This is a genomic window from Streptomyces sp. NPDC002838, from assembly GCF_040295365.1.
Taxonomy (GTDB): Bacteria; Actinomycetota; Actinomycetes; order Streptomycetales; family Streptomycetaceae; genus Streptomyces.
The window spans coordinates 23,209-46,984 of the sequence record NZ_JBEOVF010000013.1; the positions used below are offsets into that span (position 1 = coordinate 23,209).

Genomic DNA, 23,776 nt, shown 5'->3' on the forward strand with positions numbered 1-23,776 from the left:
GGGCGTCACCTGCTGTCAAACGCCTTCACCCCCGTCCGGCGCGGACAGGGGTGAAGGAACGTTCATGCTGCGACGGTGAGCGGGGCTTCCATCCGCTCCCATGCTCCGAGGACGGCCTTGTGCGCGTCCGGCTGCAGGTGAGCGTAGCGCTGGGTGGTCTGGAAGCTCTCGTGGCCGAGGAGGTGCTGGACCTCGTAGAGCGAGACTCCCTTCTGGACCAGCCACGAGGCGCAGGTGTGCCGCATGGAGTGGGGCGGGTAGTGCGGGACGAGCTGTTGCTCGCCATCGGTGTCGAAGTAGTAGGAGGCTTCGACGGTGGGCCACCAGGTCTGCCGGCGCCAGTTACTGTCGGCGAGGAGGCGCCCGGTACGGCCCTTGGTGATGGTGGTGAAGACCACGGCGTCCCGGTCGAGCCGGTGGATGTGGCGTTCAAGGGCCTCCAGGACGTGGGGCGGGAGCGGGACTTCCCGGCGGCTCTTGGAGCTCTTGGGGTACTCCTTGATGCCGCTCTTGCTGTTGACCTCCACCACGAACAGGCGCGCGCGACGCGTGTCGATGCGGTGGCGGTGCAAGCCGGTCAGTTCTCCCCAGCGCAGACCGGTGTAGAAGCCGAGCAGGCACATCGTCCGCCACGGGGCGGGGAGTTCGTCCAGGATGCTCTGCGCCTGGTCGAGCGTGAACCACTGCGGCGGTTTCACCGCGATGGTGGGCAGGTCGATGCTGCGGCAGGGGCTTACCGCGATCACGTCATCGTCGACGGCCGCGCGCATCATGGAGGACGTCAGGTTGTAGGCCCGCTTGATCGCAGCGGCCCCCGCGCCCTTCTCGACCAGGGTCCGGATCCAACTCTGAACGTCCATGCGGGTGATGGCCCGCATCTCCCAGTCGGCCCAGTAGGGCATGACGTGGTTCTTGATGTTGGAGGCGTCGCCGCGCAGCGTGTGGGGCTCAACGATGCGAGCGTTCCACCACCGGTCGTGCCACTCGCAGAACGACACTTCACCGGCCCGCGGGTCGCGCATACCTCCGCGCGCGAACTGGGTCTCCATCTCGATGCCCCAGGCCCGCGCCTGGGCTTTGAGGGGAAACGACTCGCTGAACCGGTCTCCTATCCGGTTGCGGACGGTCGCCTGCCACTTTCCAGACTTCAACTTGCGCAGGTACGCGATACTACTCCTTTGTTCGAGGGTGGAGCGGGACAAGCCGACGGCAGGAGATCAGCGGCGGGACCTCGGGGCAGCGACCGACCTGCTGGTGATGAACTCCTCGAGCCCGGCAAGGGGAACACGGACACGGGAACGCCCCGCTCCGGTCCGCAGATCGACGACCGGCAACTCACCAGCAGCGATGAAGCGGTAGACCGTACGCCGGTCGACATCCAGGGCGGCGGCGACAGCGGGAATGGACAGCAAGCGGGCAGGCATGGGTAGATCCTTGACGATGGGGGCGGGATGGGTGCCCGGCGAAGCGGCAGCCGGTCCAGGGCGAAGGTCAACCAGCTCCCTCAGGGCAGTGAGACCTCACCTCGAAGTGGAACCTCGCAAACCAGGATTTCGTGACGTGACGGTGTCGCTGGGCGTGAGGACTGACGAGGGGCAGAGGGATGAAATCGGTAGGGTGCCCGCGCTCCGCGGATCGGCCGGAGCGCGGGCGGGATTTCATCGCTTGAGCTCCGGAAGGGCCATGGCCTTGGCCAGGCGATCCCAGTCGATGTCGGCATCCTCCCGACGGAAGCAGTACGGGTAGCGAAGTGCCAGCCAATCCGGCGTCACACCGGCCAGCTCGGCAACCGCGAAGGACGAGATGCCCATCCTCAGCCACTCCACGAGGCACGACTCCCGCAGGATGGAGATGGGCTCCCCCAGACGCCACGAGTACCGCTCGTCCCGGGGCAGGACAGCCTCTTGGGCCTGCTCCCACACTTGCTGGTAGACGGAAGCCGAGAGCGGCCCACCGCGCCTGCCGGGAAACAGCAGATCGCCCTCCCTCAGACCAGCCTCATCGATCCAGTGACGCAGAAACTCAACGAAACGGGGCTGGAGGGGAATCTCCCTAGCTACTCCTCGGTGACGAGCCGTCAACTGACCCCCGTCGCCCTCCGGGAGCATCACGTCGCGAACTCGCAGGGCGCGAGCCTCCCCCGGACGCAGTGCCTGCTCGGCCACGGTGAGCATGAAGGGGTACACCGAGCGATCGGCACCCGCGTGCCCACGTATCCACTCGAGCAGCGATCGAACTTGCTCCACGGAAAGCAGCCATTCTTCGTCCATTACGTCGACGGACACAGCGATTAACTCCTCAGGGAAAGGGACAGAATGCGCCACTCGGGGATCCGCGTGACAGATTCAATGGTCGGCACGATCCCCGGTTTCGGTAACCGGGGATCCCGTGCTATAACGCCACGGGATCCCAACGATGCTGACGTCAGATCCACGTCAGGGATGGCGGCGGCAAGTCATCACGATCTTCAGGAAGCGCTCTAGATTGACTTGCACAGGGCCCTCTATTCCAGTCCGTTCCGGTCCCAACTTGTCTGCCGTCGGCGAACCGCCCCGATGCCGCCGCCTCGCAAGGGAGCATCGACAGCGCCCGTTTCGTGGCCCGAAGCAGCCGAACAGAGCAGGCGCCTTCTAAGCACCTGCTCTATGGCGACGGCTTTTTGTGCACGCCGCGCCAGAACCTGAACGGCCTCACCGCTCTACCGCAAGGCCGCCGTCTAGATCGGGGTCTTCCACCGGCAGGGCAGCACTGTCCGGCAGCACCACTCCGACTACACGGCTGGCGGCGCCAAGCACCCGCGCAAAAAAAAGGGGGATCTGCTGCGCCGCCGCACCCGTCTCGTCGAACATGGCATACATCCGGTCTCCGAATAGGCGACCGCATCGCCCCCGAACCTTTGGAGTCGATCAGCCTTCCGGGGCTTCCACCCCGAAGGTCCCACCCCCGTACTTGCGGTATCTCGTCCCATCTGAACAAGTAGTTCATCATCGATTCACCCTTCCCAGCGAACGTGGTGATTCAACCCGCTGGGACGGTGCCGGAGGCTGTGAGCGGTAGTAGAGGAACCGCAGAAGGCGAAAAGCGCGCTCGCAGTTGACGTCGTTGCCAGCCAGCGCTGTCCCCGCGACGATGACGATCCCCGCGATTGCGCGAAGTTCGATCCCCGTCGCGAGGAAGCAGAGTACGGGATGGATGACGGATGCCGCGGCCGGTCCGCCGTCGCCCAGCACGACCTTCCCGCTCGTGCAGCGCTTCGCGGGCTGTCAGTACCGAACACCGCAGGAAAGAGGACCTGTCAACAGCACCACGACTGCCTGTATGAAGGCGCCGAGGAGGAGACGGTCATCGAAGTGCCGGAGCCTCCCTCGATGCGGTTACAGGTCGCCCTGGAGCCGATCGATGAGTAGGGCGGCATAACCAACCTGAAGTTCAAGGACTTGATGCGCCGTCCGCTTCGGACCAGTCAAGGAGTTCCTCTCAGGTATCCGGTTATCCACCAGGTCGAGTCGGGCCCAGTGAGATAGTCGACGCGCAGGGAATGGCATGCCGCTCCGGGACGGCGCAGTTCGGTGATCACATCTGTCAACCGGTCACCTAGACGTTGGTACACCTCGGCAGCAGGAGTCTCCCTGCCAGAGCGGGCACGTTCGACGGTGTGCCAGTTACTCAGGAACTCCAGCGCCATATCGACGACGCCGCGGGCTGCAAACGCGGTCAACTCGTCGGACGGAGCGGTGAAGTGGCCCTTGTGAATGACCATGTTGCGGGTGGCATAGAGCCATTCGAGGACGCTTCGGTAGGTTCCGGCCTGGATTTCGAGCCAGTTCGCCAAGTCCTTGGGAGCAGCGAGTCGGGAGCGCCACAGGGAGAGAGTCTCGGCGGCAAGTCCTTCGCAGCGGGTTGCAAGGTCCGTGGCAGCGTCCTTGGCCGCCTGCAGGCAGGACGAGATGCCTGATTGCGCGGGGAGCAGGACGTCGAGCCAGGCGTCGACAGACTTCAGGTGTTCCTTGCTCCCTTCGGTTGTCACATACGCACCCAATGCTGCCATGTCGGACGTGATCGCCGTCTCGGTAACCTGGAGGTCCATTTCCACGCGCTCCAGCCGCGCACGCGCGGTCGCTGCGAGTTCCACGTGCGTGTTGAGCGCGGCCTGAGCGTTAAGGCTGTCGGACTGGGCGCAGAAGTGCGCCGCGGTCTCATGCTTCTTGAGTTGAACCTTTTCCATCTCCACGGCATGGCGCTGGTGGTCAAGCCGGGCACGGGCAGCAGAACGGAGTACTGCATGAGTCGAGGCAAGGTGTCGGCGGAGTGTCTGCAGGGCGCAGGCTCGAGCCAATCGTTCGACTTTGTTTGCTGCCAGGCCAGTCGTCTCCAAGGCACTCCAGGACAGAGCGGCGCTCGCCATGGGTGCGTCCACATGGCGAGCGAGGTTGGCCGCCCTCATCGCAGCACGCAACGAATCGGGCATGTAGCCAGTGAGCGGGTAGGCCGTACGCCGCCCCGGGCTGCGCACGGTGCCCATTGCGTGCCGGTCAGACGGTGACTCGACCGACCACGTTGGAGCCAGTTGCAGGTCAATGAGTCGATCGCCAGCCGCATAATGATCCAAAGCCTCGCTGAGCTCTCGCCGCGCGATTCGCGCTGCTGTGCCGGGGTCAGCTGCCTCGATCCGAATGCTAACCAGAACAGCGGAGCCTTCAAGGGGGCCGACGAAGCGTACAAACTTGCGGATCGGAGCTCTCGTGGGCAGTTTGTCTTCCTCCTGCCCGCCCCACAGCCCCCACTGCTGGCTGCCAGGCAGGAAGGTCGCAAGGCCGCGAAGCTCCCGTGTTCCGTGCACGGCAAGCGTGACCCGATGCGAACGGTTGGGCGGCCACAATGCGCTCTTGACGGCGTCCGCACTCACCGCGCCGCAGGAGATGAGATTCACCAGATCGGTGTAAAGCGCAGTCGTGTCCCGGCCCTCAAGGGCAACGAGCAACCCGATCTCCGCAGCCATCTGCTCCGCGAGGTACCGGTCGCTGACTGCACCAGTCCACAGCGGTTCACCCACCCCTTGATTGCCTCGCTAAGCGGAACGAGGAGGCGGTCGAGCTGGATCGCCGCCTGCCGTGTCTGATTCTGCGGCGTGGAATCCCTACGCTGTGAAATCAGGCTTGCAATAGCGACCATTTCCGTCTCCGCCAGCGCAAGATCTGCTCGGCCACCCAGGCGGTAGGCACCTGCCGCCTGCCGGGTCGAGGAGATCGCCGCGTCAACGACGCGACCAAGCAGTTGCCATCTCGGCTGCCCCACGGACCCGTGGCTCTCGAGTGCTGCCTGCGCACGAATCAGTGCGACGAGTGCACTCGGCAGTGTTGCAACGTTCTGGCCAAGGTGGCTGCTGCCATCGAGGGCGGACAGCACACGTTCCAGCAGGCTGCGTTGCCCGGCGTGCATCGCCGCCGAGGTGGAGGCTTGTAGCCATTCAGGGTTCAAGTACCGCACGAGCGAACCGTACGCTTGATCGGCTCTGCCCGCGGCATCACCGCTTCGGGGCAACCCCCTTGCGAGATACGGTACATGGACGATCCGCATGCCGGCTCCTTGCTCGAGCCTCCGGGAACCTCAAACTCGTCGCGCGGATCAGCCGGGTACACAACCGATCAACATGAACCACTGTCAGCGCCGCCGGGTAGCGTGGCCGTGCACAAGGCTGGGCAGAGAGTCGCCGGGCAGGCGGGGCAAGGAGGAACCGGTGGCACCGAGGCCGGGTGGGGAGACGGACAAGTTCGGCAATCGCTACGAGGGCGCTTGGACAATCAGGCACGCCCTGTACGTCCTACTCGGGCAGGGGGACTCGCTCACCCTCGAACCGAGCGGAGTCCTCGGTGAGGGGACTGAGTTTGCCTATCGTCACAATGGCCGCACCGAGGTACATCAGGTCAAACGACAGAACCGCAATGCCAACGGATGGAACGTCGCATCCTTGGAGGCAAAGGGGATTTGGCGGCACCTGCGCACCCACGTCGAGGCGAGCCATGACTTCCACTTCGTCTCCATAGTGCCGGCCCGGCCACTTCAGGAACTCGGCGACCGCGCCCGCCGCTCCGACGACTTTTCCACTTTCATCCGTGATTGGCTGACGGACGAACTCCGTGCCCCCTTCGACGAACTCGCGGCTCCCGGGATATTTGGCGCACCGGAGACAGTATGGCGCATGCTCCGCTCTCTGTGGGTGGAGTGGCCCGATGAGCGCGACGTGGTCGCCATGAATGCAGCTCTCGCTGAAAAGGTTCTGTCCGGGGCTCCCGGCCGACTGGCGGCCCTCGCCCTGGGTGACCTACTCCTCAACTCCCTGGGTACGCGCCTCGACGCGAGAGCCATAATGGCCCGACTCCCGCAGTACGGGCTGTGGCACAACGTCAAACCGGAGAACTCCGCCGCCATGGCACCGGTGAGTGGGATAGCCCAGACCGCCCCCGACCGTGTTATCCCTCGAACCACTCCTGCCCTCTCAGGACTGCCCTCACCTTCCGGCACGTTCACCGGTAGAGACGCCGTAGTAGCAGAGCTACTCTCGGCGTTGGATCCGGGTACCACAGGCGAGGGGCCCTCGGTCCACGTGGTGGCCGGACTGCCTGGTGTCGGAAAGACTGAGCTGATACGACAGGTTGCCCATCGCGCCCAGGACCAGGACGGATGGTTCTGCGGTGCCCTTGCAGTCGAACTCTACGGGTACGACCCTGCCCGCCGGCAGAGCCCCGACGAGGCGCTCGCTTCGATGCTCCGGGGGCTGGGCATCGACCACGAACACCTCCCTGTAGATCTAGAGGACCGCGCGCGACTGTACCGATCGACGCTGCGCAGCCGAGCCGACCAGGGCCAGCGCACCCTGATCGTCCTCGACGACGCCATGGACAGTGAGCAGGTCCACCCCCTCCTCCCGGGCGACGCGCGAGTCCCCGTACTCATCACCTCACGACACACACTGTCCGAACTGGACGCCCGCCTGTACGACCTGGCCGTGCTCGATCCTGCGGACTCCGTTGACCTGCTCCGTCTTGTCCTGCGAGCGACCCGGGGCAAGGGAGATACACGGGTCGAGGATGCTTTCGACACTGCTGAGGCCATCGCCCGGCACTGCGGACACCTGCCACTTGCGTTGCGGATCGTCGCCGCCCTCCTGGCGGACCAGCCCGACCGGCCACTGTCCTCGATGGCCCAGGCTCTGGACGACGAGCATCGCCGCCTGCGTCGGTTGAGCCGGGGGAATCTCGCGGTACGAGCCGCGTTCGAACTGTCCTACCGGCACCTGCCGCCGGACCAGGCGCGGCTCTTCCGACTCTTCGCTCTCAACCCTGGCCCCGATGTCTCGACCGAGTCCGTGGCCCACCTATGCGACATCGATCCCGACACGGCCGAAGAACTCTTGGGAGCCCTGGGGCGCGGTCACCTGGTCCAGAGCTCGGCTACCTACGGCCGGTGGCACATGCACGACTTGATCAGGCTCTACGCGGACGAGACCGGGCGGACGGAGCGCGCTAGCACCGATCGCTCCGCTGCCCTGGACCGGCTGGTCCGCCACTACGCAGACCGGCTTGCTGAGGCGCACGACCGCCTTGTCCCGGGTCAGTCCCCGGCGCCCCGTTTCGCAGATCGGGGCGCAGCACTCTCCTGGCTGGACGAAGAACGCGCGAACCTCGTCGCGACCATAACCGCAACGTCTCCCACAGATAACCCATACGTCATCATGGAGATGGCTGGACGCATCGGCGACTACCTCAAACTGCGCCGCGGCTACGCCGAGTTGACGGAGATATACGACAGCGCACTCAGGTGCTGCGCCGGAAGCGCCCCTGCCGCCTTTCGAGCCGCCTTCCTTGACGCACAGGCATGCGCCCTCAGAGGTCTGACCCGGTTCCCGGAAGCGGTTGCCGCACACGAGGAAGCCCTACGGATCCATCGCGCGGAGCGGTCCCTCTTGGGTGAAGCCGAGGTTTTGACCAACCTCGGTCACACGCTGCATGAAATGCGCGACATCGATCGCGCCGTGCTCGTGCTGCGAAAAGCCGTCGTCCTGCAGGGCAAGGCAGGGAACCTGCGAGGCGAAGGCGCTGCGCTCACCAACCTCGGACGCGCGCTGGACGAGTCGGGCCGCTACGAGGAAGCGGTGGGCGTGTACCAGCGGGACATTGAAATTTGCCGCCGCATCGACGACTGGCACGGTGAGGCGGTCACCCAGAACAATCTCGGCCTGGCCCTCAGGGAATTGGGGCGGGCCGGCGAGGCTGCGGTTGCCCACACAGCTGCACGGGACGCCTTCCACAGGGCCGGTGATCACCACGGTGTCGCCATGGCCCTCACAAATCTGAGCAGTGCGCTACGCGCAGGCGGACTCGGTGACGGATCAGACCTCCTTGAGGAGGCTGCCGCCCTCTGCCACGACCTCGGAGACAAGCAGGGCGAGGGCGTCGCGCTGACGAATCTCGCCACCAACCGACTCAATGCGAAGGCACCAGCCGAGGCCGTCCGGATACTGATGAGCGCGTATGACCTGCTCAAGGAAGCCGGGGCTACCCACGCGCTGGCCAAGGCGCTGATGAACCTGGGCAAGGCATGGGGGGTACTGGGGCGACAGGACCGGGCCATCGAAGCGGTCCGGGAGGCGATCACGCTCTACCGGACGGCTCGGGACCGTCACGGGGAGGGGAGAGCCCTCTTCCTGCTCTCGTCAGCCTTGTGGGCGACGGATCCAGAAGAAGCCATCTCAGTTGGTACAGCTGCGGTCACGGCGCTCGGCGAGACGGACGACGAGACGCTGACCGGACAGGCAACAGCTCTCCTGGCCACGATGCGGGAATCCATCGACGGCGGCGAAATACAGGCGAGTTTCTAAAGCCATTACGTCCTTGCGGCGGTGGCGCTCCACAGAGCTGCCGCCCGCCCTTCTATCTGTCCGGGAGTGCTTGTGGCAGAGGGGCCTCGATGCTGCGCGATCCACGCCATCCGAGGCCCGCAAGGAGGCGACGCGGTACGTGGGCGACCTGTCACGCCCGTGCAGCCAACCAACTGCCCGACCGCGCGGCTGGATAGTCGGTTACTCCACGCTGCGGGACTGGGCCAGGGATCGCGTTGTCCAGCCTCGCCGCACTCCGCCCTCCGACTCCGCCGAGCACGCGCAAAGTCACCGGGCGACTCACCCGCCGCCCGATCGTGCAGCAGACCCGCCCCTTCGTGTGACCTTGTTCGGTCTCTTCGCGTGATCTTCTCCGGCGTCCGGACGTCAGGCAGCGGGAAGCGCGGCGGCAGCAGCAGCGATCTTGGCGGCGACGGCGTCGAGCGACGACTCCTTCGTGCTCAGCCCGGAGTGCGACGCGAGCATGGGGCTGACGTCATAGAGCTCGTCGAAGGTCACCCCGTGCGTCACGGGCACGACGCGGTTGGTGCCGAGCAGGACGGCGAGCTCCTTCTCGGCGATCCCCTCGTTCTTAATGCTCTCGAGCAGGGCTGGCGTGACCAGCACGATGCCGATCCGGGAGTTACGAAGCCCCTTGTCGATCTCCCGCATCTGCAGCGAGCCCAGCGGGATGTCTTCCTCGCTGAACCACACCGTCGCACCGCTCGTCTTCAGGTGACCGTACAGCTCCTTCGCGCTGCCCTCGCGGTCGTTCCAGGCGTGGCAGAGGAAGAGGTCTCGCTTGTCCGGGTGTACCTGTGCCTGTACCGCAGCCTTGTCGGCGTAGGGCTCGACCGCCCGCCACTCGGTCGGGGTGTACGACACCGTCCTGCCGGACCTGGTGCGCCGCGAGGTGCCGCCGCCATACGACCCGGACGACCGACCGCCACCGCCGCCACCGCCGTAGGAGGGTCCGGACGAATACGACGGGGTGTGCGACCTCCGTCCCCAGCTGCTGCACGCTGGGCAGTTCGCGGCCCCACTCGCGGTGCGGTGGCCTCGGGAGGGTGCTGTGCATTGCGCCATGCGCCCATGGTAAAGCGAACCTCCGACACAGTGTCGTGGTTTGTTGAACGGCCGGCAGCAGCACGTTCAGGGCCGTCGCGTGCGTGGTTCGTCGGTGCTGAGCGACAACTGCCGCAGGCACTTCCCGGGGCAGGGTGCGAGCTTCACGCCGTTCGTGTTCCGGCAGGATCTACTGATGCTCCACGGGTCCGCCTGCGACGAGTGCACCGCCAGTTTCGAAACCAAGGGCGTGACCGTCAAGGACCTCTAGCGCTACGAGACGGCCTTGCCGCCTGACGCCTTTCCGTGGCGGAACTCGACCACGTCCCCGTCCTGCATGTCGGCGTCCTTGCCCTCCATCCGCGCCTCCCACTTCGCGCGGGCCTCGCCCACCGAGCCGGTCTCCACCAGGTCGTCGGCGCCCCCGTGGATGGAGAAAAGCGACCGACAACGGAGTGCGGGCGACATCACCAGCCGTTCTTCATCGTCCCGGAGGGCAGCCACCGCAGGATGGAGAGAACCCGGTCGCGTGGGAACCGGGATCGCTCAGAGGATCGGACCAACCAAGCACAGCAGGTCACGGGCCCCGCTGGTCTCTTCCGGAACATCTGATCTGCACGATCCGGCGGCCCCGTATTGAGCGTCACCAGCCCTCGGCGTCACATCGTCACTCGCAGCTTTGACGCCACCTGACCTGCCCAATACACACCTGACACCCCATCAGAACGAGCGTCAAATGAGCGTCACGAGCGTCATTTCAGCGTCAAGATATCGCCCGTAACGCCCACACCGCCCATAACGCGCACGCGCAAAACCGCAGGTCAGGCACTCTTAGCCACCGGTTCGAGGATCGCCACACACTCCACATGGTGCGTCATGGGAAACAGATCGAACACCCGCAACATCCGCACCCGATACCCCCCACTCCGGAAGTACCCCAGATCCCGCGCCAGCGCCGCCGGATCGCAGGCGACGTAGGCGATCCGCCGCGCACCCAGCGACGACAGATGCTCGACCGTCTTCCGTCCGGCGCCCGCCCGCGGCGGGTCCAGGACGATCAGGTCGACCTCGGTGATCCCCGTGCGCGGCAGTACCGCCTCGACCTTGCCCTGCTCGATGCGCACGCGGTCGAAGTCGGCGAGGTTGTGCCGGGCGTCCTCCACGGCGCGTTTGCCGGACTCGATGCCGAGGACCGCGCCCTTCTCGCCGAGCCGGTCGGCCAACGCCCCCGCGAACAACCCGACGCCGCAGTACAGGTCCAGCGCCATCTCGCCCTTGCGGGGCAGCAGGCCCTGCATGACGGCCGTCACCAACGTGTCCGCCGCCTTCGGGTGGACCTGCCAGAAGCCGCCGCTGCCGACGCGGTGGGTACGGCCGTCCGCGCGTTCGCGGACGAAGGGGCGGCCGTGGACGCGGTGAACGCCGCCGTCCTTCTCCTCGACCCTCATCACGGAGACCGGCTTGTCCAACTCGACCAGCGGCAGCCGTGCGCCCGGCTTGGGCGTGAGGATCACCTGGCGGTCCTGCGAGCCTGTCGCCGCGATCGCCTCGACGGACTCCATGCCCGTCCAGTCGTGCTTCTCGATGCCGAGCTCGCTGACGCCCTCGGCCGCGATCATGCAGTGGTCGATCGGCTCGACCTCGTGCGAGCGGTGCCGGCGCAGGCCCGCCTGACCGTCGGGGGTCACCGCGTACTGCACGCGCGTCCGCCACTGCGGCACCTGGCCCGCCGGCAGCTTGTCGCCCTCGGCCGGCATCACGGTGCCGTCCCAGCCGGCCTCCTCCGGCGTGAGACCGGCGAGCCGCTGCAGCTGCTCGGCGACGACCTCGCCCTTCATCCGGCGCTGGGCGCCCGGCTTGGCGTGCTGCCAGTCACAGCCGCCGCAGCGGCCGGGGCCGGCGTAGGGGCAGGGCGCTTCGATCCGGTCCTTGGACGGCGACAGGACCGAGACGGCGTCAGCCCGCAGGAAACGCGCCCCTTCCTCGCCTTCCGTGACACGCGCCACGACCCGCTCGCCGGGCAGCGTGTGCCGGACGAACAGCACCTGGCCCTCCTCGGTACGGGCGATGCAGTGCCCGCCGTGGGCGACGGGGCCGACCTCGACCTCGTACTCCTCCCCCACCAGCGACTTCTTCGGTTCTGCCTGCATGGCGGGGTGACTCCACAACATCGAGTAGGGGGAAGGCGGACAACAGCCCACCAGTCTACGTCGGTGTCGACGTCTCCTTCGCCCGCTCCTGGGCGGGACCGCGCCGCACCGAGCCCGGAGCGTTCCACTCCTGCCGCTTGCGGGCCCGCTTCCGCGCCACCTCGGACGACTGCAGCTGGTAGGGCACCGAGGTCACCATGACACCCGGCGTGAACAGCAGACGGCCCTTCAGCCTGAGCGCGCTCTGGTTGTGCAGCAACTGCTCGTACCAGTGGCCGACCACGTACTCGGGGATGATCACGGACACCGCGTCCCGCGGCGACTCCCTGCGCAGGCTCTTCACGTACTCGATGACCGGCCGCGTGATCTCGCGGTACGGCGAGTCCAGCACCTTCAGCGGTACGTCGATGCCGCGCCGCTCCCACTCCTCGCGCAGCGCCTTGATCTCGGCCGGGTCGACGTTGACGCTGAGCGCTTCCAGGGTGTCGGAGCGCATCAGCTTGGCGTACGCCAGCGCCCGCAGCGTCGGTCGGTGGATCTTGGAGATCAGCACGACCGAGTGCACGCGGGACGGCCGTACGCTGTCGTCGGTCGGGCCCTCCGGGGCGGCGATCTCCTCGGACACCCGGTCATAGTGCTTCCGGATCGCCGTCATCATCGCGTAGAAGAGCACCATGCCGAGCAGCGCGACCCAGGCGCCGTGCGTGAACTTGGTGACCAGGACGACGATCAGCACCAGCCCGGTGAAGAAGGCACCGAAGGTGTTGATGGCTCGGGAACGGATCATGCGGCGGCGCTTGGCCGGGTCGCGCTCGGTGGCCAGGTGGCGGTTCCAGTGGCGGACCATGCCGGTCTGGCTGAGCGTGAAGGACACGAACACGCCGACGATGTACAGCTGGATCAGCCGGGTGGAGTCGGCGCCGTAGATCCACACCAGGAACATGGCCGCGCCGGCGAGCAGCACGATGCCGTTGGAGAAGGCGAGCCGGTCTCCGCGGGTGTGCAGCTGGCGCGGCAGATAGCGGTCCTGGGCGAGGATCGAGCCGAGCACCGGGAAACCGTTGTAGGCGGTGTTCGCGGCCAGGAACAGCACCAGCGCGGTGGCCGCGGCGAGCACGACGAAGAAGAAGCTGCCCTTGCCGAAGACGGCCTCGGCGACCTGGGTGATCACCGGGTTCTGCACATAGTCGGCGCCGACCGCGACACCGTTGCGCAGCAGGTCGGCGGCCGGGTTCTCGGCCATGCGGACGTCGGTCACCAGCGCGAGCCCGATGATGCCGCAGAACATGGTGACGGCCAGCAGGCCCATCATCGCGAGCGTCGTCGCCGCGTTCTGCGACTTGGGCTTGCGGAAGGCGGGCACACCGTTGGAGATCGCCTCCACGCCGGTGAGCGCGGCACAGCCGGAGGAGAAGGCGCGCAGCATGAGGAAGACGAGGGCGAATCCCGCGAGCCCCTGGTGCTCCGCCTTGATCTCGTAGTCCGCCGTGGGTGCCCGCATGGTGTCGCCGAGGGCCAGCCCGCGGAACGCACCCCAGGCGATCATGATGAAGACGCCCGTGACGAAGACGTACGTCGGGATCGCGAAGAGCTTGCCGGACTCCTTGACGCCCCGCAGATTCATCAGCGTGAGCAGCACGATCACGCCGATCGCGCAGGCCACCTTGTGCTCGACCACGAAGGGGATCGCGGAGCCCAGGTTCTCGATGCCCGAGGAGATCGACACGGCGACGGTCAGGACGTAGTCGACGAGCAGCGCGCTCGCGACCGTCAGGCCCGCCTTGGGCCCCAGGTTGGTGTTGGCCACCTCGTAGTCGCCGCCGCCGCTGGGGTAGGCGTGCACGTTCTGCCGGTAGGAGGCGACCACCGTGAACATCAGCACGACGACCGCGACGGCGATCCAGGGGCTGAAGTGGTACGCCGACACGCCCGCGATCGACAGGACCAGCAGGACCTCGCCAGGCGCGTACGCGACGGAGGACAGCGGGTCGGATGCGAAGACGGGAAGGGCGATGCGCTTCGGCAGGAGCGTTTCCCCGAGCCGATCACTGCGCAGTGCGCGCCCGATCAGAATGCGTTTGGGCACGTCGGTCAGTTTGGACACAACAGAGGATCGTAGGCGTTCGAATGCGGGGGCAACCACCCGCCACCCCTCATCTGCCCTACGGGTGAAATCGACCGGCGGCCCGGCTGCGGGTTCCGCAGGTGGCGGGATCCGCATGCCTATATGACAAAACCCCGCGTTTTCCGGCTGTAGCCGCCCCTGGAGGTTCCATGCATACGACCGCACAGCTGATCGGTGCCGCGGCCACTCTCGTCGGCCTCGGAATCCTGACTCTGGCCAGCGTCCGCAGCATCGGCCGCCGCTGACCGCCCCGGGTGCGAGGCAACCGTGCACAGGGGTGCCGACGTCGTACCGCGCGTGTGTAGCTTGGGCCTCGGTCTGAGACCCTGATGTGGCTGAGCAGTAACTATTCACACCGGAAGGACGGTCGTGCACATCGTCATCATGGGCTGCGGGAGAGTGGGGTCCGCTCTCGCCCAGACCCTGGAGCAACAGGGGCACACGGTCGCCGTGATCGACCAGGACCCCACCGCCTTCCGACGACTGGGCTCCTCGTTCGGTGGTCGCCGGGTCACCGGGGTCGGCTTCGACCAGGACACCCTGCGCGAGGCGGGCATCGAGGAGGCCGGCGCCTTCGCCGCCGTCTCCAGCGGCGACAACTCGAACATCATCGCCGCCCGCGTGGCCCGCGAGATGTTCGGCATCGAGAACGTCGCGGCCCGGATCTACGACCCCCGCCGCGCCGAGGTCTACCAGCGCCTGGGCATCCCCACGGTCGCGACGGTCCGCTGGACGGCCGACCAGATGCTGCGCCGCCTGCTGCCCTCGGGTGCCGAGCCGCTGTGGCGGGACCCCACCGGCGGTGTCCAGCTGGCCGAGGTGCACGCGTCGACCGCCTGGGTCGGCCACAAGATCAGCAGGCTGCAGGAGGAGACGGGCGTCCGTGTGGCGTTCCTGACCCGGCTCGGCGAGGCGATCCTGCCCACCTCGCAGACCGTGTTGCAGGAGGGCGACCTGGTGCACGTGATGATGCGCGCCGACGAGGTCGACAAGGTCGAGGCGGCGTTCGCCAAGGGTCCCGAAGAGGAGGGCGGTCACTGATGAGGGTCGCCATTGCCGGTGCCGGCGCGGTCGGCCGCTCGATCGCGGGCGAGCTGCTGGAGAACGGCCACGAGGTCCTGCTCATCGACAAGGCGCCGACCGCCATCTCGGTCGAGCGCGTCCCGCAGGCGGAGTGGCTGCTCGCCGACGCCTGCGAGATCACATCCCTGGACGAGGCGGCGCTCCAGCGCTGCAACGTGGTGATCGCCGCGACGGGCGACGACAAGGTGAACCTCGTCGTCTCCCTCCTGGCGAAGACGGAGTACGGCGTCCCGCGCGTCGTGGCCCGCGTCAACAACCCGAAGAACGAGTGGCTGTTCAACGAGTCCTGGGGCGTGGACGTCGCCGTCTCCACCCCGCGTCTGATGTCGGCCCTGGTCGAGGAGGCGGTGAGCGTCGGCGACCTGGTCCGCCTGCTCCGCTTCAGCCACGGCGACGCCAACCTCGTCGAACTGACCCTGCCCGAGGAGTCGGCCCTGGCCGGCACCCAGGTCGGCGACGTGGAGTGGCCTCAGGACACGTCCCTGGTCACCATCATCCGCGGCACCCGCGTCCTCACGCCCTCCCGGGAGGACTCCCTGGAGGCGGGCGACGAGCTGCTGTTCGTGGCCGCGCAGGCCCGCGAGGAGCAGCTGGAGGACCTGCTGTCGGTGCGGCGGGAGGACGCGGCGGGCTGAGCCCTCCGGGGGTTACGACGAGAAGGGGCGCCCTGACCATCCAGGGCGCCCCTTTCACCTCTCGGTGCCGGTGCCTACTCAGCCGACCGAGCCGCGGCCTCCCGTGCCTTCTCCTCCGCCTCCATCTCCGCGAACACGTCGATGGGCGCGGGCGCCTTCGCGAGGAAGACCCAGGTCAGCCAGACCGCCAGCAGGAACGGCGGGATCTTCAGGGTGACCAGCACCCAGCCCAGCTGGGTCGTGTCGGCCCACCAGTACAGCGGGAAGAGGATCGCGCACTTGGCGAGCAGGATCGCGCCCCAGGCGTAACTGGCCTTCGCGTACGCCTTCTTGCGGCCCGGGTTGCGGGTGCGCCAGGAGAGGTTCTCCTTGAAGACCGGGCCGAGGATGAGACCGATCAGCGGGACACCGGCCAGGGTCGTGATGATGTACGCCAGCCCCAGGCCGAGCGTGTAGAGCATGCCGGGCAGATAGAAGTCCTTGGCGTTGCCGGTCATCATCGCGAAGACGACACCGAAGGCGACGCCGAAGACGCCGCTGAAGGCGTGCTTGACGGTGTCCCGCATCACCAGGCGGACCACGACCAGCAGCAGGGACACGCCCAGGGCGGCGATCGCCGACAGGTGCAGGTCCTTGTTGATCGTGTAGATCGTGACGAACAGGAGGCCGGGCAGCACCGTTTCGACCATGCCCCGCACGCCGCCGAACGCCTCGAACAACGCGGCCTCCGTCACCGCCCGGGCATCCCGCTCAGCGGCTGCGGCGTCTTCGATGTCCGCGGTGTCTTCGGTGTCTGTGGTCGGCTTGTCGAGCGACGTCACCGGCTACTCCCGTCCGAGGGGTCTCAGTTCGTACTTGGGGTTGAACAGCACCCGGCGGCCCCGGCTCATCGAGATCCGGCCCGATGCGATCAGCTTGCGCCCCGGCTCTATCCCCACTATGGAGCGCCTGCCGAGCCACACCACGTCCAGGGCGGCGGAGCCGTCGAACAGCTCGGCCTCCAGGGCCGGAACTCCCGCGCGCGGCCGCAGGGTGACCGTGCGCAAGGTACCAGTAACCGTGACCACCTGTCGGTCGTGACAGTCACCGATCCGCGTGCAGCCGGCGGTCGCGGCGTCCTCCCGCAGCTCCTCGGACTCCAGGTCCTCCTGCGACGAGGAGAGCCGGTCGAGCATGCGCCGGAACCGGCCCACCGGCTTCTCGGATCGAGGGGCAGCACTCATATCTGAAGCGTACCGGGGCCCACCGACAGCTACGTACCCCCCGTACTAGTGCTCGAACCGGTACCCCATCCCGGGCTCGGTGACGAAGTGTTTCGGATGCGACGGGTCCGCCTCCAGTTTCCGCCTGAGCTGGGCCATATAGACCCGCAGGTAGTTCGTCTCCGTCCCGTACGACGGCCCCCACACCTCCTGGAGCAGCTGCTTCTGGCTGACCAGACGGCCGGTGTTGCGCACCAGCACCTCCAGCAGATGCCACTCCGTGGGCGTCAGCCGTACGTCCTTGCCCGCCCGGTTCACCTTCTTCGCGACGAGGTCGACGGTGAACTCGTCGGTCTCCACCAGGACGTCGTCCTCCCCGCCGCCGGTGGGCTCCGCGCGGCGTACGGCGGCCCGCAGCCGGGCCAGCAGCTCGTCCATGCCGAACGGCTTGGTGACGTAGTCGTCGGCGCCCGCGTCGAGGGCCTCGACCTTCTCGTCGGAGGAGTGCCGGGCGGACAGCACCAGGATCGGCACCCGGGTCCAGCCGCGCAGGCCCCTGATCACCTCGACGCCGTCCATGTCGGGCAGGCCGAGGTCGAGGACCACCACGTCAGGGTGGCGGGCGGCGGCGAGCTGGAGGGCGGTGGCGCCGTCGTACGCCGCGTCGACCTCGTACTTGCGCGCCTTGAGGTTGATCACGAGGGCGCGCACGATCTGGGGCTCGTCGTCAACGACCAACACCCGGGTCATGAAGCCTGCCTTTCGGGTTCCGCTGAGGGAAGGGACTCCGGGCGCGATCCCGCCGCCCGGAGCGTGAGCACCATGGTGAGGCCCCCGCCGGGAGTGTCCTCGGCATCGAGAGTGCCGCCCATGGCCTCGGCGAAACCGCGTGCCACGGCGAGGCCGAGACCCACACCGGCTCCGCGCGGGGCGTCGCCGTAGCGCTGGAAGGGCGCGAAAATGCGTTCCTTGGCCTCGTCGGGGACGCCCGGCCCGCGGTCGACCACCCGCACCTCGACCCGATCGGCGAGGGCACTGGCGGAGACCAGGACCGGATCGCCGGGCGGACTGTACTTGACCGCGTTCTCGACCAGGTTGGCCACCGACCGCTCCAGCAGCCCGGGGTCCACGGCGACCATGGGCAGCGTCTCCGGGACGTCCAGCTCCACGCTGTCCGCGGGCACCCCGCCGAGCGCCATCGGCACCACCTCGTCCAGGTCGACCTCCCGGATCAGCGGGGTGACCGTGCCGGTGTGCAGGCGGGACATGTCGAGGAGGTTGCCCACCAGGTGGTCCAGGCGGTCGGCGCCCTCCTCGATGCCCTCCAGCAGCTCCGCCCGGTCCTCCTCGGACCACGCCACGTCGTCGGACCGCAGCGACGAGACGGCCGCCTTGATCCCGGCCAGTGGCGTACGCAGGTCATGGCTCACGGCGGCCAGCAGCGCCGTACGGATCCGGTTGCCCTCGGCCAGGCTGCGGGCCTGGTCGGCCTCCTCCTGCAGGCGTCGGCGGTCCAGGACGACGGCGGCCTGGGCGGCGAAGGCGGCCAGCACCCGGCGGTCCTCGGCGGGCAGCACCCGGCCGGTCAGCGCGAGCGCCATGTGGTCCCCGACCGGAACGTCCACGTCCGCGTCCTCCGGTCGCTCCACCGCCCGCCCGGGACCGACCTGGCCCGCGCAGGTCCACGGGTCGACGTCGCTCTCCCGCTCCAGCAGCGCGGCCGACTCCATGCCGAAGGTCTCGCGGACCCTCTCCAGCAGCTCCTCCAGGCCGGTCTCGCCGCGCAGCACGTTGCCCGCGAGGAAGGACAGGATCTCCGACTCCGCCCGCAGCCGGGCCGCCTGGTGCGTGCGCCGGGCCGCCAGGTCCACCACGGAGGCCACCGACACCCCGACGGCGACGAATATGGCGATGGCGACGATGTTCTCCGGGTCGGCGATCCGCCAGTGGTGCAGGGGTGGTGTGTAGAAGTAGTTCAGCAGCAGGGAGCCCACCGCCGCCGAGGCCAGCGCGGGGAAGAGCCCGCCGAGCAGGGCCGCCGCCACCGTCACCGTCAGGAACAGCAGCATGTCGTTGGCGAGGCCGAGGTCCACGAGGCTGAGCAGGAGCGCCACGATCGCCGGCCCGACCACGCCGACGAGCCAGCCCGAGATGATCCGGGCCCGGCCCAGCCGCGCGCCCCTGGCCACCGGCAGTCCGCGCCCCTTGGCGACCTCGCCGTGTGTGACGATGTGCACGTCGAGGTCGGTGCCGGACTCCCGGGCGACCGTCGCGCCGACGCCGGGGCCGAAGACGTACTGCCAGGTCTTGCGGCGGGAGGAGCCGAGGACGATCTGGGTGGCGTTGACGCCGCGGGCGAAGTCCAGCAGTGCCACCGGTATGTCGTCGCCCACCACATGGTGGAAGGTGCCGCCCAGGTCCTCGACGAGGGTGCGCTGTACGGCCAGTTCCTTCGGGGATGCGGAGGTCAGCCCGTCGCTGCGGGCTATGTAGACCGCGAGGACCTCGCCGCCGGCGCCCTTCTCCGCCAGCCGCGCCGCCCGCCGGATCAGCGTCCGCCCCTCCGGACCGCCGGTCAGCCCGACCACGATCCGCTCCCGCGATCCCCAGATCTTCGACACCCGGTGCTCGCTGCGGTACTGCTGCAGATACGCGTCCACGCGGTCGGCCACCCACAGCAGCGCCAGCTCGCGCAGCGCGGTCAGGTTTCCGGGCCGGAAGTAGTTCGACAGCGCCGCGTCGACCTTGTCCGGCTGGTAGACGTTGCCGTGCGCCATCCGCCGCCGCAGCGCCTGCGGCGACATGTCGACGAGCTCGATCTGGTCCGCCCGCCGCACCACCTCGTCCGGCACGGTCTCCCGCTGCCGCACCCCGGTGATCGACTCCACCAGGTCGCCCAGCGACTCCAGGTGCTGGATGTTGACGGTCGAGATGACGTCGATGCCGGCCGCGAGCAGCTCCTCCACGTCCTGCCACCGCTTGGCGTTGCGCGAGCCGGGGATGTTGGTGTGGGCGAGTTCGTCCACGAGAGCGACCTGAGGCCGCCGGGTGAGGACGGCGTCGACGTCCATCTCGGTGAAGACGCCGCCGCGGTACTCCAGCTCCTTGCGCGGGATCTGCTCCAGGCCGTGCAGCATCACCTCGGTGCGCGGCCGGTCGTGGTGCTCCACGAAGGCCACGACACAGTCGGTGCCCCGCTCGACCCGCCGGTGCGCCTCGGACAGCATCGCGTACGTCTTGCCGACGCCCGGTGCCGCACCGAGATAGATCCGAAGCCTGCCGCGTCCCATGCCCTCATTGTCTTCCGGTCAGCTGCCTGCGCAGCGTCGACCTTACGACCAAGAATCCCGACAAATGGGGTCGGGTGCGGCCTCGGGACCGTCTTTGACGAAACCCTGACGCCACATCCTGACGCCGGAGCGTCAGCCCTGGACGATCTCCCCGTCCCTCAGCTCCAGCACCCGGTCGGCCAGATCCAGCAGGTTCGCGTCGTGCGTGGCGACGAGCGCGGTGACCTGTTCACTGCGTACGACGGCACGCAGCAGCTCCATCACGGAGTGACCGGTATCCGCGTCCAGCTGACCGGTCGGCTCGTCGGCGATGAGCAGCGAGGGGCTGTTGGCGAGGGCGCGGGCGATGGCGACCCGCTGCTGCTGGCCGCCGGACAGCTCGCCGGGCCGCTGCCCGGCGTGGTCGGCGAGGCCGACGAGGGACAGCAGCAGCTCGACGCGCTCCTCGCGTTCGCGGGGGTCGGCCCGGCGCAGCCGCATCGGCACGCCGACGTTCTCGGCGGCGGTGAGGATCGGGATGAGCCCGAAGGACTGGAAGACGAAGCCGATGCGGTCCCGGCGCAGGGCGAGCAGGCCGTCCTCGTCCAGCCCCGCGAGGTCGAGCCCGTCGACCGCGACGCGCCCCTCGTCCGGCGCGTCAAGGCCGCCGACGATGTTCAGGAGCGTGGTCTTCCCCGATCCCGACCGGCCCTTGAGGGCGACGAGCTCCCCGCGCGGCACGTCGAAGGAAACGCCGCGCAGGGCGTGGACGACGGCGGCCGAGTCGCCGTAGGACTTGCGGACGTTCTCGACGCGCACCATGGTCTCGGTGACCACCTGAGTCATGTGTCCTCCCCCGTTCCCCGTGAACCGGGCGCCAGAGTACGAGAAAAGGCCGCACCCCGGCGAGGGGTGCGGCCCTGTGTCCCTGGTGTCTACCGGACCTCGGTGATCTCCGGCCCGCGCTGCAGCTGCCCCATGCCGCCGGAGAAGCGGGAGCCCGCCTCCTCCTGCGTGATGCTCTCGGGGACCATCTGCGCGTCGTCCGGCAGCTTCAGGACGATCGGGTCGCGCGGCGCCATCGGGCCCTCGCCGCGGACCACCACCGTGTCCCGGAAGATCTGCTCCAGCAGACCGGCGGCCTGCGGCTGTACCGCGCCCTGGCCCGAGATCACCCCGCGCAGGAACCAGCGGGGCCCGTCCACACCGACGAACCGCACCACCTGGAAACCGCCGGTGCCGTCCGGCAGCTGCACCGGCACCTGGGCGCGCAGCTCCCAGCCCAGCGGACCCTCGACCTCGTCGATGATGCCGCCCTGCTGGGTGATGCCGGAGCCGATCTCCTCGCGCACCTCGCCCCAGATGCCCTCCCGCTTGGGAGCGGCGAAGGCCTGCAACTGGATGGCGCTGTCCTGCAGCACGACGGTCGCCGCGACGATCGCGTCGCCCGCGACCTCGACCCGCAGCTCCATGCCGTCGACGCCGGGCACGAACAGACCGCCCAGGTCCACCCGGCCCTCGGCCGGGTCACGGACCTCGGAGCTGTCCCACGGCCCGTCGGGCCGCGGCTCCGGTTCCAGCCTCACGCGCTCACGCTCGACCTCGTCGTCCGCCTCAGTGTCGACACTGTCGACGACCTGCTCGGCCTCGCTCGCCGCGTCCGCCGCGTCCTCAGCGGAACCCTTCTTCTTGCGACGTCCGAACACGTCACTGTCCTTCCCGGTCGGATACGACCGAAGCGTATCGATTCCCACCCGTCGCGCCGCCCACGGCGGCATGACCACTTGTGCCGCGCCCGCCGTCCACCGCGGCATGGCCACCGGTGGACCCGAATCCCCCCTCGGCCCGTGCCGAGTCGGGAAGTTCCGCGACCTCCTGGAAGCGGACCCTCTCGACCTGCTGGACGACCAGTTGGGCAATCCGGTCGAAGCGCTCGAACCGCACGGACTCGCGCGGGTCGAGATTCACCACGATCACCTTGATCTCCCCACGGTACCCGGCATCAACCGTCCCCGGGGCATTCACCAGAGCGACACCGCAGCGGGCGGCGAGACCGGACCGCGGGTGCACGAAGGCCGCGTACCCCTCCGGGAGGGCCACAGACACCCCCGTGGGCAGCACGGCCCGTTCACCCGGCCGCAGTTCACAGCTCTCGGTGGTGCGCAGATCGGCTCCCGCGTCACCAGGACGCGCGTACGTCGGAATCGGTACGTCCGGGTCGACGCGCCGGATCAGCACGTCGATTTCTTGACGGGGCTCACGGCTCACGGGTTCACCTCGAAGGCACGGGCACGCCGCGCCTGGTCCGGATCGTTCATGGCGGCCTGGATCTCTTCCCGGCGGCCGTGGTCGACGAAGTGGTCGACCTTCACCTCGATGAAGAGCGCGTCGGCACGGACCGCGACGGGCCCGTCGGGGGCACCGATGCGGCCGGTGGCGGTCGAGTAGATCTTCCGCCCGGCCACCGCGCTCACCTCGGCCTGAAGGTGCAGGGTCGTACCGACCGGAACGGGCCGCACGAAATCGGTCTCCAGGCGCCCGGTCACGGCGATCGTCCGCAGCATCCAGTTCAGCGCGCCCAGGGTCTCGTCGAGGGCGCTCGCCAGCACACCGCCGTGCGCGAGCCCCGGGGCGCCCTGGTGGGCGGGTTGCACGGCGAACTCGGCGGTGAGGGTGACCCCCTCGCCGGCCCGCGCCTCCAGGTGCAGTCCGTGCGGCTGACCGCCGCCGCAGCCGAAACACTGTGCGTAGTGCGCACCGAGGAGCTCGCCGGGTGCGGGAGCCTCAGGGTGCCGCACCGGTTTCACGGCGTCGGCCGGAGGCTTGAGAGCTGCGGAAGTACCACTCACAGCCGCAGACCTTACCCGCGCGTCGGGGCTGTACCGACACCGTGCCAAGCTTGGCTTCATGCAGCTCTCCGCCGCCCCGTACGAAGAACGCCTCACCGCGCCCCGCTCCTGGTGGCTGATCTCCTTCCTGGTCGGGGTCTCGATGGCGTTGATCCTGCTGCCCTTCGGCACCCTGCCGATGCTCGGCGGCCTGGCCGGCGGCACCGCCGCGGCGGCGGTCGTGGCCAGCGCGTACGGCTCGCCGCGCATCCGCGTCGTGGGCGGTTTCCTGATCGCGGGCGAGGCGAAGATCCCGGTGTCGGCGCTGGGTGACGCGGAGGTCCTGGACGCGGCGGAGGCCGCCGCCTGGCGTACGTACAAGGCCGACACCCGCGCCTTCCTGCTGCTGCGCGCCTACATCCCCACCGCTCTGCGCGTGGAGGTCACGGACCCCGAGGACCCGACGCCGTACCTGTACCTGTCGACGCGTGAGCCGGAGCGGCTGGCCGAGGCCCTGAAGGCGGCGCGGGCCGCCGGCTAG

The 23,776-nt window shown here is 68.3% G+C and carries 22 protein-coding genes; 5 read left to right on the forward strand and 17 right to left on the reverse strand.

Annotated elements, in window-relative coordinates; all coding sequences use genetic code 11:
* Positions 1-62: 62 nt before the first annotated feature.
* From ABT063_RS18715 to ABT063_RS18735, 5 genes are all read right to left on the reverse strand, one after another.
* Positions 63-1,151, reverse strand: coding sequence for a tyrosine-type recombinase/integrase (locus ABT063_RS18715; RefSeq protein WP_351058456.1), 1,089 nt, complete (start codon positions 1,149-1,151; stop codon positions 63-65).
* 66 nt (positions 1,152-1,217) lie between these two features.
* Entirely contained in the window at positions 1,218-1,424 is a 207-nt protein-coding gene (locus ABT063_RS18720) for a helix-turn-helix domain-containing protein (protein WP_054243456.1), read from the reverse strand.
* Positions 1,425-1,658: 234 nt separating this feature from the next.
* Positions 1,659-2,285, reverse strand: coding sequence for a tyrosine-type recombinase/integrase (locus tag ABT063_RS18725; protein ID WP_351058457.1), 627 nt, complete (start codon positions 2,283-2,285; stop codon positions 1,659-1,661).
* 405 nt (positions 2,286-2,690) lie between these two features.
* Complete coding sequence (locus ABT063_RS18730) at positions 2,691-2,858, reverse strand: hypothetical protein (RefSeq protein ID WP_351058458.1); 168 nt, start codon at positions 2,856-2,858, stop codon at positions 2,691-2,693.
* A gap of 605 nt (positions 2,859-3,463) precedes the next feature.
* On the reverse strand, positions 3,464-5,053 hold the full coding sequence (locus tag ABT063_RS18735; protein WP_351058459.1) for a hypothetical protein: 1,590 nt from the start codon (positions 5,051-5,053) through the stop codon (positions 3,464-3,466).
* A 684-nt stretch (positions 5,054-5,737) separates the two neighbouring features.
* Between ABT063_RS18735 and ABT063_RS18740 the strand changes: the two genes are divergently transcribed.
* Positions 5,738-8,878: a tetratricopeptide repeat protein gene (locus ABT063_RS18740; protein WP_351058460.1), complete on the forward strand. Its 3,141-nt coding sequence runs from the start codon at positions 5,738-5,740 to the stop codon at positions 8,876-8,878.
* A gap of 387 nt (positions 8,879-9,265) precedes the next feature.
* Here ABT063_RS18740 and ABT063_RS18745 read toward each other — a convergent pair whose 3' ends face one another.
* Complete coding sequence (locus ABT063_RS18745; RefSeq protein ID WP_165343137.1) at positions 9,266-9,763, reverse strand: toll/interleukin-1 receptor domain-containing protein; 498 nt, start codon at positions 9,761-9,763, stop codon at positions 9,266-9,268.
* A 244-nt stretch (positions 9,764-10,007) separates the two neighbouring features.
* Here ABT063_RS18745 and ABT063_RS18750 point away from each other — a divergent pair, with 244 nt between their 5' ends.
* A complete protein-coding gene (locus ABT063_RS18750; RefSeq protein ID WP_351058461.1) occupies positions 10,008-10,214 on the forward strand; it encodes a hypothetical protein in 207 nt (68 codons plus the stop codon).
* 2 nt (positions 10,215-10,216) lie between these two features.
* Here ABT063_RS18750 and ABT063_RS18755 read toward each other — a convergent pair whose 3' ends face one another.
* The 3 genes from ABT063_RS18755 to ABT063_RS18765 all read right to left on the reverse strand — a co-directional run bounded on the left by ABT063_RS18755 (position 10,217) and on the right by ABT063_RS18765 (position 14,197).
* Positions 10,217-10,411 (reverse strand): hypothetical protein, encoded by a 195-nt coding sequence (locus ABT063_RS18755; protein ID WP_351058596.1) that lies wholly within the window; start codon positions 10,409-10,411, stop codon positions 10,217-10,219.
* 353 nt (positions 10,412-10,764) lie between these two features.
* The gene (locus ABT063_RS18760; protein ID WP_351058462.1) at positions 10,765-12,093 is read right to left on the reverse strand and encodes a class I SAM-dependent RNA methyltransferase; all 1,329 of its coding nucleotides are present in this window, start codon (positions 12,091-12,093) and stop codon (positions 10,765-10,767) included.
* A gap of 55 nt (positions 12,094-12,148) precedes the next feature.
* A complete protein-coding gene (locus ABT063_RS18765; RefSeq protein WP_351058463.1) occupies positions 12,149-14,197 on the reverse strand; it encodes an APC family permease in 2,049 nt (682 codons plus the stop codon).
* 390 nt (positions 14,198-14,587) lie between these two features.
* On the opposite strand from ABT063_RS18765, the gene ABT063_RS18770 reads away from it, so the two are divergent.
* Positions 14,588-15,259 carry a potassium channel family protein gene (locus tag ABT063_RS18770; protein ID WP_351058464.1) on the forward strand — a complete coding sequence of 224 codons (672 nt, stop codon included), beginning with the start codon at positions 14,588-14,590 and terminating at the stop codon, positions 15,257-15,259.
* Positions 15,259-15,936, forward strand: coding sequence for a potassium channel family protein (locus ABT063_RS18775; RefSeq protein ID WP_351058465.1), 678 nt, complete (start codon positions 15,259-15,261; stop codon positions 15,934-15,936). Before ABT063_RS18770 ends, ABT063_RS18775 begins: the two co-directional genes overlap by 1 nt.
* A gap of 74 nt (positions 15,937-16,010) precedes the next feature.
* On the opposite strand, the gene ABT063_RS18780 is transcribed toward ABT063_RS18775, so the two are convergent.
* The 8 genes from ABT063_RS18780 to ABT063_RS18815 all read right to left on the reverse strand — a co-directional run bounded on the left by ABT063_RS18780 (position 16,011) and on the right by ABT063_RS18815 (position 23,256).
* On the reverse strand, positions 16,011-16,757 hold the full coding sequence (locus ABT063_RS18780; RefSeq protein ID WP_351058466.1) for a DUF3159 domain-containing protein: 747 nt from the start codon (positions 16,755-16,757) through the stop codon (positions 16,011-16,013).
* Between the two features lie 3 nt (positions 16,758-16,760).
* On the reverse strand, positions 16,761-17,159 hold the full coding sequence (locus ABT063_RS18785; protein ID WP_095750835.1) for an OB-fold nucleic acid binding domain-containing protein: 399 nt from the start codon (positions 17,157-17,159) through the stop codon (positions 16,761-16,763).
* A gap of 45 nt (positions 17,160-17,204) precedes the next feature.
* Complete coding sequence (locus ABT063_RS18790; protein ID WP_351058468.1) at positions 17,205-17,888, reverse strand: response regulator; 684 nt, start codon at positions 17,886-17,888, stop codon at positions 17,205-17,207.
* Positions 17,885-20,428 carry an ATP-binding protein gene (locus ABT063_RS18795; RefSeq protein ID WP_351058469.1) on the reverse strand — a complete coding sequence of 848 codons (2,544 nt, stop codon included), beginning with the start codon at positions 20,426-20,428 and terminating at the stop codon, positions 17,885-17,887. Before ABT063_RS18795 ends, ABT063_RS18790 begins: the two co-directional genes overlap by 4 nt.
* A 132-nt stretch (positions 20,429-20,560) precedes the next feature.
* The gene (locus tag ABT063_RS18800; RefSeq protein WP_351058470.1) at positions 20,561-21,253 is read right to left on the reverse strand and encodes an ABC transporter ATP-binding protein; all 693 of its coding nucleotides are present in this window, start codon (positions 21,251-21,253) and stop codon (positions 20,561-20,563) included.
* 89 nt (positions 21,254-21,342) lie between these two features.
* A complete protein-coding gene (locus tag ABT063_RS18805) occupies positions 21,343-22,113 on the reverse strand; it encodes a DUF3710 domain-containing protein (protein ID WP_351058471.1) in 771 nt (256 codons plus the stop codon).
* Between the two features lies 1 nt (position 22,114).
* Positions 22,115-22,675, reverse strand: coding sequence for a dUTP diphosphatase (gene dut, locus ABT063_RS18810; RefSeq protein WP_351058472.1), 561 nt, complete (start codon positions 22,673-22,675; stop codon positions 22,115-22,117).
* Positions 22,672-23,256, reverse strand: coding sequence for a PaaI family thioesterase (locus tag ABT063_RS18815; RefSeq protein WP_351058473.1), 585 nt, complete (start codon positions 23,254-23,256; stop codon positions 22,672-22,674). The genes dut and ABT063_RS18815 overlap by 4 nt, the downstream gene beginning before the upstream one ends.
* 58 nt (positions 23,257-23,314) lie before the next feature.
* Here ABT063_RS18815 and ABT063_RS18820 point away from each other — a divergent pair, with 58 nt between their 5' ends.
* Positions 23,315-23,776, forward strand: coding sequence for a DUF3093 domain-containing protein (locus ABT063_RS18820; protein WP_351058474.1), 462 nt, complete (start codon positions 23,315-23,317; stop codon positions 23,774-23,776).